The organism is Arthrobacter sp. Cr_A7, from assembly GCF_029222765.1.
Taxonomy (GTDB): Bacteria; Actinomycetota; Actinomycetes; order Actinomycetales; family Micrococcaceae; genus Arthrobacter.
Window position 1 is genome coordinate 1 of record NZ_JARHXQ010000127.1, and the last position, 5972, is coordinate 5972.

Annotated in this window: 9 protein-coding genes; 3 read left to right on the forward strand and 6 right to left on the reverse strand. The window is 66.1% G+C overall.

The features are described 5' to 3' along the window. On the reverse strand, positions 1-592 hold a 592-nt coding region (locus tag P2Q66_RS07775; protein ID WP_275726966.1), incomplete at its 3' end, for a hypothetical protein. 81 nt (positions 593-673) lie between these two features. After that, a complete protein-coding gene (locus P2Q66_RS07780) occupies positions 674-1273 on the reverse strand; it encodes a hypothetical protein (protein WP_079597978.1) in 600 nt (199 codons plus the stop codon). 164 nt (positions 1274-1437) lie between these two features. Between P2Q66_RS07780 and P2Q66_RS07785 the strand changes: the two genes are divergently transcribed. Further along, positions 1438-1833, forward strand: coding sequence for a VOC family protein (locus P2Q66_RS07785; RefSeq protein ID WP_079597979.1), 396 nt, complete (start codon positions 1438-1440; stop codon positions 1831-1833). A gap of 81 nt (positions 1834-1914) precedes the next feature. Here P2Q66_RS07785 and P2Q66_RS07790 read toward each other — a convergent pair whose 3' ends face one another. Next, a complete protein-coding gene (locus P2Q66_RS07790; RefSeq protein ID WP_275726969.1) occupies positions 1915-2319 on the reverse strand; it encodes a DUF5997 family protein in 405 nt (134 codons plus the stop codon). Here P2Q66_RS07790 and P2Q66_RS07795 point away from each other — a divergent pair. After that, the gene (locus tag P2Q66_RS07795; protein WP_254865591.1) at positions 2282-3115 is read left to right on the forward strand and encodes a LysR family substrate-binding domain-containing protein; all 834 of its coding nucleotides are present in this window, start codon (positions 2282-2284) and stop codon (positions 3113-3115) included. The two genes, P2Q66_RS07790 and P2Q66_RS07795, sit on opposite strands and share 38 nt — an antisense overlap. 66 nt (positions 3116-3181) lie before the next feature. On the opposite strand, the gene P2Q66_RS07800 is transcribed toward P2Q66_RS07795, so the two are convergent. Genes P2Q66_RS07800 through P2Q66_RS07810 form a run of 3 tightly spaced genes read right to left on the reverse strand, consistent with a single transcriptional unit; the run spans position 3182 to position 5138 of the window. After that, a complete protein-coding gene (locus P2Q66_RS07800; RefSeq protein ID WP_275726971.1) occupies positions 3182-3844 on the reverse strand; it encodes a DUF3618 domain-containing protein in 663 nt (220 codons plus the stop codon). Next, complete coding sequence (locus P2Q66_RS07805; protein ID WP_275726975.1) at positions 3841-4251, reverse strand: phage holin family protein; 411 nt, start codon at positions 4249-4251, stop codon at positions 3841-3843. Before P2Q66_RS07805 ends, P2Q66_RS07800 begins: the two co-directional genes overlap by 4 nt. A gap of 17 nt (positions 4252-4268) precedes the next feature. Continuing rightward, positions 4269-5138, reverse strand: coding sequence for a hypothetical protein (locus tag P2Q66_RS07810; protein WP_079599061.1), 870 nt, complete (start codon positions 5136-5138; stop codon positions 4269-4271). Between the two features lie 261 nt (positions 5139-5399). Between P2Q66_RS07810 and P2Q66_RS07815 the strand changes: the two genes are divergently transcribed. After that, positions 5400-5948, forward strand: a complete 549-nt coding sequence (locus P2Q66_RS07815; protein WP_079599060.1) for a MarR family transcriptional regulator — start codon at positions 5400-5402, stop codon at positions 5946-5948. Positions 5949-5972 lie beyond the last annotated feature (24 nt).

Consider the following 5972-nt stretch of genomic DNA (forward strand, 5'->3'; position numbering starts at 1 on the left):
CCGTCAGTGCCCCGAGGACTGCCGGCAGCAGCACATCATTGCGTCCCCAGACCGGGTCCAGGATTTCCACGTACCAGGAATCGGCCAGCAGGAGTGCCAGGGCGTCATTTGTCTCGTCAGCCCAGTCACTGATCTGGTCGTCGTCCACGGGGTTCTCGCTGGACCCCAGCACGGTGGTTACTTCCGTTCCAGCCAACGTCACAGGAATGGCCGCGCTGCTGGCCTCACCGGGGGCGTGGGCCACGGTGACCAGTTCCGTCCGGGTGCTGAGTGCCAGCAATTCGCCGGCCAAGGAGGGACCGCAGAATCCCGTGACGTACTGCCTCTGCGCCGCTGAAGCCGTGAGCAGGCCGGGCTGGGATTCCTTGGTGAAAAGGCCGTTCCGGTTCAGCTCTGCCAAAGCTCCGGCGATGGGACGCGTTTCCTCGTCGAAGCCCGCCGCCAGGTGACCCGGCTGGTAGGAGCTGCCACCCTCCAGCCACCGCGCGGTCAGCTCGCCGGCGGCTTCCAGGGTGGTGGCCTGCCGCCAGACCCCGCGGTCCTCCAGCAGCCGGCCGAACTGGTCACGTGCTGGTATTTCCTCTGGCTTCATCTTCGGATGCTATCCCCGCGGCCGCGGACCCTTCCACCGGGGCGACACACCACTTAACGTCCGGCCCCCGGTGTCCGCGGCCTAGGCCTGCTCGGCGGGAATTCCCGCTGCCCGCTCCGCAGCGGCGAGGGAGGCGGCCAGGCTGGTGACGGCGTCGGGATATCCCTGGTGCGGATTGCCGCGCAACTGGTCCGCAGCCTTCATGGCCTTGATGAGCGCGGACGTCTCCGGCAGCCGCACGTCCGTCAGGGACGGGTAGTCGATGCTGCAGGCAGGGTCCAGCTCGTAGCGCCGCCACCGGGCAATCAACGCATCATGCTGCGCCTGCGCTGCCAGGTGCGCCGATTCCAGCGCCTGGTAGTCACGCCGGGCGGCCCGCCGCGCCAGGTAACGGGGAGTGCCCCGGTAGGCGGCGATGCCGGCAGCCACGCCCGCGCCGCCCAGGAACAGGCCGGTCCACGGCGACATCAGGGTGGGGATCAGCAGGGCTGGAACCGCAACGGCAGACCCCAGGAACAGGTCCCAGAACAGCTGGTCCGAGCGCTCAGCCTGGGTGTCCCCGCCGGCAAGGGCACGGCGGCGGACCACAAACACCGTCGCGGCAATGCTGGCCACCAGTACGGGACCGCAGAGCAGCAGCGCCCAGGCTCCCTGGATCAAACCCTCGAACATTTCCCCCATGGCTGCCACCTGACCTCCAGCGGACGCCCGGGCCGCGGATTCCCGGGCTGGTCATTCCATTGCACAGTGTCCGGGAACCAGCGTCAATGGGCTGGCGGATTCCAAGCCTGCACCCGGCCGGGGCACCCTTTCCGCTGTCAGTGCTGCCGCGTACCGTGGGGTCCATGAGACTTAAAATGTGCAGCATCCACGTCAAGGACCCCGCCGCAGCCCACGCCTTTTACACCGGCACCTTGGGCTTCGAGACCCTGATGGCCATGCCGGAGTACAACCTGTTCATCATCAAGGATCCAGGCACCAACGAACAGGGTGCTGACGCCGGGTCCGTGGGCCTTCTGCTTGAGCCCAGCGACAACCCGATCGGCGCCAATTACATGAATGCCCTCCATGACGCCGGGATGCCGGCCATCGTCTTCGGCGTCCCGGACGTGCAGGCGGAGTATGACCGGCTGCGGGAAGCCGGCGTGGTGTTCAAGGGTGAGCCGGCCGAGGACCCGTCCGGCATCAGCGCCGTGTTCGACGACGGCTGCGGCAACTTCGTCCAGCTGCACCAGGACTGATCCGTTAAACGCCAGAGGCTTGTTCGCGGATCCCACCCTTTAAGGTCCGGATCCTCGAACAAGCCTCTGATAGGAGGAGGGCTACTCCGCCTTGGCGCGGGCCTTCTTCGCTTCCTTCTTGGCGGCTTCTTCCTTCACGCGCTGGGCTTCAGCGCGCACCGCGGCGTGCGTGGCGCGCTCGGTGACCAGCCACTGCGGGGGAGCCTGCAGCAGCGCGGTGATTTCCGCCGTCGTCAGCGCTTCCTCAACCCCGCCGCGGGCCAGGCCGCTGATGGAGACGTTCAGTTTCTGCGCCACCACGGGACGGGGGTGCGGGCCGTTGCGGCGCAGTTCGGCGAGCCACTCCGGCGGGTTGGCCTGGAGCTCAGCGAATTCTTCCCGGGTGATGGTTGATTCCTGGAACTCCCGGGGGGTTGCGGGCAGGTAGATGCCAAGTTTCTTGGCAGCGGTGGCCGGCTTCATGGACTGGGAGTTTGCAGAGGTCATGCTTCAAGGGTATCCGGGCGGACGGTACTGTGAAGACGTGCCCTCCGACAACATCTCCCCACCTGACGCTTCCACTGAGCCTGACGACTCCGCGGAGCAGGCTGCGCCCCGGACCCTCCGCATCGCCTACGTGGCAGGGGTTACGCCCGGAAAGTGGATCCGGCGGTGGGAAGAGCGCATGCCGGACATTCCCCTGCAGGCATTTATGCACGACGGCGGCACGAGCGTCGAGGCAGTGCGCGGCGGTTCCGCGGACATGGCCTTTGTCCGCCTCCCCATCGAGCGCGACGGCCTCAGTGTCATCCCCCTGTACGAGGAGCAGCCCGTGGTGGTGGCTCCCAAGGGCCACGAAATCTCGGTGTTCGAGGAAGTTGCCTACAACGACCTGGGGCAGGAAGCCTTCCTGGACGTCGACGCGCTGGGCGGGCCGGAACCGGCCCTCGAGGTGGTTGCCACCGGAGCCGGGCTGGTGATCCTGCCCATGTCCGTGGCCCGCCATTTCAATGTGAAGGACACCGTGGCGCGACGGCTTACCGGCGCACCCGCAACCGAAATTGCCCTCGTGTGGCCGGTGGATTCCACCGACGAGGTGCTGGAGGAATTCATCGGGATCGTCCGCGGCCGCACCGCGCAAAGCTCACGGCAGCCGTCGGCGCAGCCGGTCAAGGTGAAGAAGGAACCCAAACCGGACCGGCGCGGCAGCGGCACCAAGAAGGCGCCCAAGGTGGCCCAGCGCTACGCCCCCAACCCGGACAAGGGCCGCGGCAAGGGCTCACGCAAAAAGGGCAAGCGCTAACCGGACATGACAACAGGCCGGCTCCCGTGGGGGAGCCGGCCTGTCCTGTCTGCCTAGGACACCGTTTTAGGTGTTCTGGACGTGGTCCTTGGCGTCGGTGGCGCGGTCCTTGACGTCGGTGGCGGCGTGCTGGCCTTCGGCTTTGACGTTCTGGGCTGCGTCGGTGGCGGTGGCCTTGACGTTTTCCATGGCTTCCTGGGCCGGTTCCTTGAGGTCCTGGACCATGTCCTTGGCGGCGTCGGTGACCTGGGTGGCCAGGGGCTGCGCGGCGGTCTTGAGCTGGTCGGCCGCTTCGCGTTCCTTTTGGCTTGCCGGGATCAGGGACGAGACGAGCATCCCGGCGCCGAACGCGATCAGGCCTGCGGCCAGGGGGTTGCCCTGGGTTTTGGCTTTGACCTGGTCCGGTGCGTGGGAGATCGCGGTGCCGGCGTCGCTGAGTTTGGCCGCGGCGTTGTCCTTGGCTCCGTGGAGGGTGTCGCCGGTGCTGTGCAGGGCATTGCCGGTGTGTTCGGTGCCGGTGTGGACCCTGTCCTGGACCCGGGTGGTGGCGGTGTCTGCTGCTTTCATGATTTTCTCCTTGACCCCTGTGACAGCGTCTTTGACCTTGTCGGTCTGGCGGTGGACGATGTTGGACGGGGTGACCTTGTCCGCGACGGCGTCCACGTTGGTGCCCAGGCGTGCGCGGGTGGCTTCTATGTCTGAACGGATCGCGTCCGGGTTATCGCTCATCGGTTTACCTCACCTGGTTTTAGGGTTGGGGGAATTTCGGACAGTGTTTCGCCGGTCTGGGGCATGCCCTTGATCTGCTTGAGTTCCTTGCGTCCGATCGAGGCCAGGACCGCGGCGATGATGCCCCAGATCACGGCGACGATCACGGCGGCCCAGCCCAGCGGCATCAGGGCGCCCAGGGCGAACATCAGCGCCAGGGACAGGAAGACCAGGACGAAGTGTCCGGCCACGCCGGCGCCGCCGAGCATCCCGGCACCCTTCCCGGCCTTGGTGGCAGACTGCTTGGCTTCGGCCTTGGCAAGCTCCACCTCCTGGCGCATCAGGGTGGACAGGTCCCGGGTCACATCACCCAGCAACTCACCCAGCGACGCGTTATCCGCCTTCTGATGCGCCTCACTCGGGGGCATCTCCGGAATCTGACTACTCACAGCTGGCGTCCTTCCGTTGACCGGTACGTGCCGTCTGCAGCGTGGTAGCTGCCGTCCTCATCGCGGTAGGGGTCATCCTCGAAGCGGAGGGGGGTATCTTCCGTAGTGCCGGAGGGCAGTGTCGAGGTGGAGACCGGCGTCCGGGAGCCCACTACCGGCTCCGTGAAGAGGTCGTCAGTGCCGGCGGCATAGACGGTCTCCTGCCGTAGCGGAGCAACCCCGGGCTGCACGGACCGCTGCGAGGGCGAGCCCTGGACCGAGGATTGGGACTCGGTGGCGCCTGCGGCAAGGCCACGGGTCAGGCGGCCGGCCAGCACGCCGGCTCCTGCTGCAAGGAGCAGGAAGGTGCCCGGGCGGTTGCGGGCGAAGCGCTGGACCTCGCCGAGCAGGTCGCCCGGCTGCTTGTTTTCAAGCCAGGAGGCAACGGTCTCGGTGCTGCTGGCGGCCTGCCGGATGAGGTCGCTGGCCACGCCCTGCTGCTCAGGAGCGTTAGCCATGCTCTGCAACTGGCTGGAAATGGTGCGAATACCCTCGGCCGCCTTCTGCTGCTGGGTGCCTGCCTGGCTGCTCAGCCCGGACTTCGCCTGGTTCAGCAGGTCCTGGGCGCTGGACTTCGCCTCGTACGCAACGTTGGCCGCTTCTTCCTTTGCCGTCTGGGCTACACCCTGGGCTGCCGATGCCGCCTGGCCGGCCACGTTCGAAGCTTCTTCCTTGGCCGCCTGGGTCTTTGACGTTCCGGATCCAGCCGGAACGGTTCCAGCCGGGGCGGCGGAGGTGGTGAAGCTCTGGTCAGGTCCTACCTCTGATGCGCCAAACGGGTCGGTCGCAGCGGTATTGGGGGTCTGGGGCCATTGGTTCTCTGTCATCGGGCTCTCTTTCCATGAAGGGTTAGCTGGCGATCAAGAACCAGCAGTGCTGGCGGTTAGTAAGCAAGGTTACTAATTAGATACTAAGCACACTTTCCTTTTGATGCGCAAGGGGCAAGTGAAGATGTCCGCCCTGTTCAGGCACCGTTGCGGCGATGGATAGTAAGCCTACTTGCGAATATGATGCTAAGCATGCTTATTGTAGGTAGGTAGCAACGGAGGCAACCCCGCACTTTTCCACCTACAGGAAGGCCGCGGCCGATGACCAGCAATCCCGATCCGGATGCCCGGAACAGCTACCGCCTCATCACCCTGGCGGCGCGCCTGGTTCAACGGCGCCAGGATGACGCGTTGGCCCACCTGGGCCTGACGAGGGCTGCCGTGATCGCCCTGGAAGGATTGGCTGCCGGACCGCTGAACCAGGAGCAGTTGGCGGAAGCAGTCCGCGTCCAAAGCCAGACGCTGGGCCGGGTACTCACGCGGCTGGAAGCTTCGGGGCATATCACCCGGACCCGGCACGCCGCAGACCGCCGGCAATTGAAAGTGGAGCTGACAGACCATGGGCACGCAGCCCTCGAGGCCGCCCGGGCGGCCGAAATCAATGCCTATCCGGATGATCCCGGCATTGCCTGGAAGGTGCTGCGGGAGGAACTGTCGAAATTCGTCAAGGCGCTGCCGGCGGGCCACGATCCTGAAGTTGTACCGTTTGTGGCGCCCGAACACCGTTCTGTGCGCCGTCAGCACACGGGTCGCGGCGGCCGGCGCGCACCGGATCAGCATCAGGACTGGGACCAGGATTCCCAGTCCTGAATAGAACGCAGTGGTTAAACGCCG

Coding starts and splice junctions, on each gene's coding strand:
- P2Q66_RS07780 (WP_079597978.1), bottom strand. CDS start 1,273: ATGGGGGAAATGTTCGAGGGTTTGATCCAGGGAGCCTGGGCGCTGCTG.
- P2Q66_RS07785 (WP_079597979.1), top strand. CDS start 1,438: ATGAGACTTAAAATGTGCAGCATCCACGTCAAGGACCCCGCCGCAGCC.
- P2Q66_RS07790 (WP_275726969.1), bottom strand. CDS start 2,319: ATGACCTCTGCAAACTCCCAGTCCATGAAGCCGGCCACCGCTGCCAAG.
- P2Q66_RS07800 (WP_275726971.1), bottom strand. CDS start 3,844: ATGAGCGATAACCCGGACGCGATCCGTTCAGACATAGAAGCCACCCGC.
- P2Q66_RS07805 (WP_275726975.1), bottom strand. CDS start 4,251: ATGCCCCCGAGTGAGGCGCATCAGAAGGCGGATAACGCGTCGCTGGGT.
- P2Q66_RS07810 (WP_079599061.1), bottom strand. CDS start 5,138: ATGACAGAGAACCAATGGCCCCAGACCCCCAATACCGCTGCGACCGAC.
- P2Q66_RS07815 (WP_079599060.1), top strand. CDS start 5,400: ATGACCAGCAATCCCGATCCGGATGCCCGGAACAGCTACCGCCTCATC.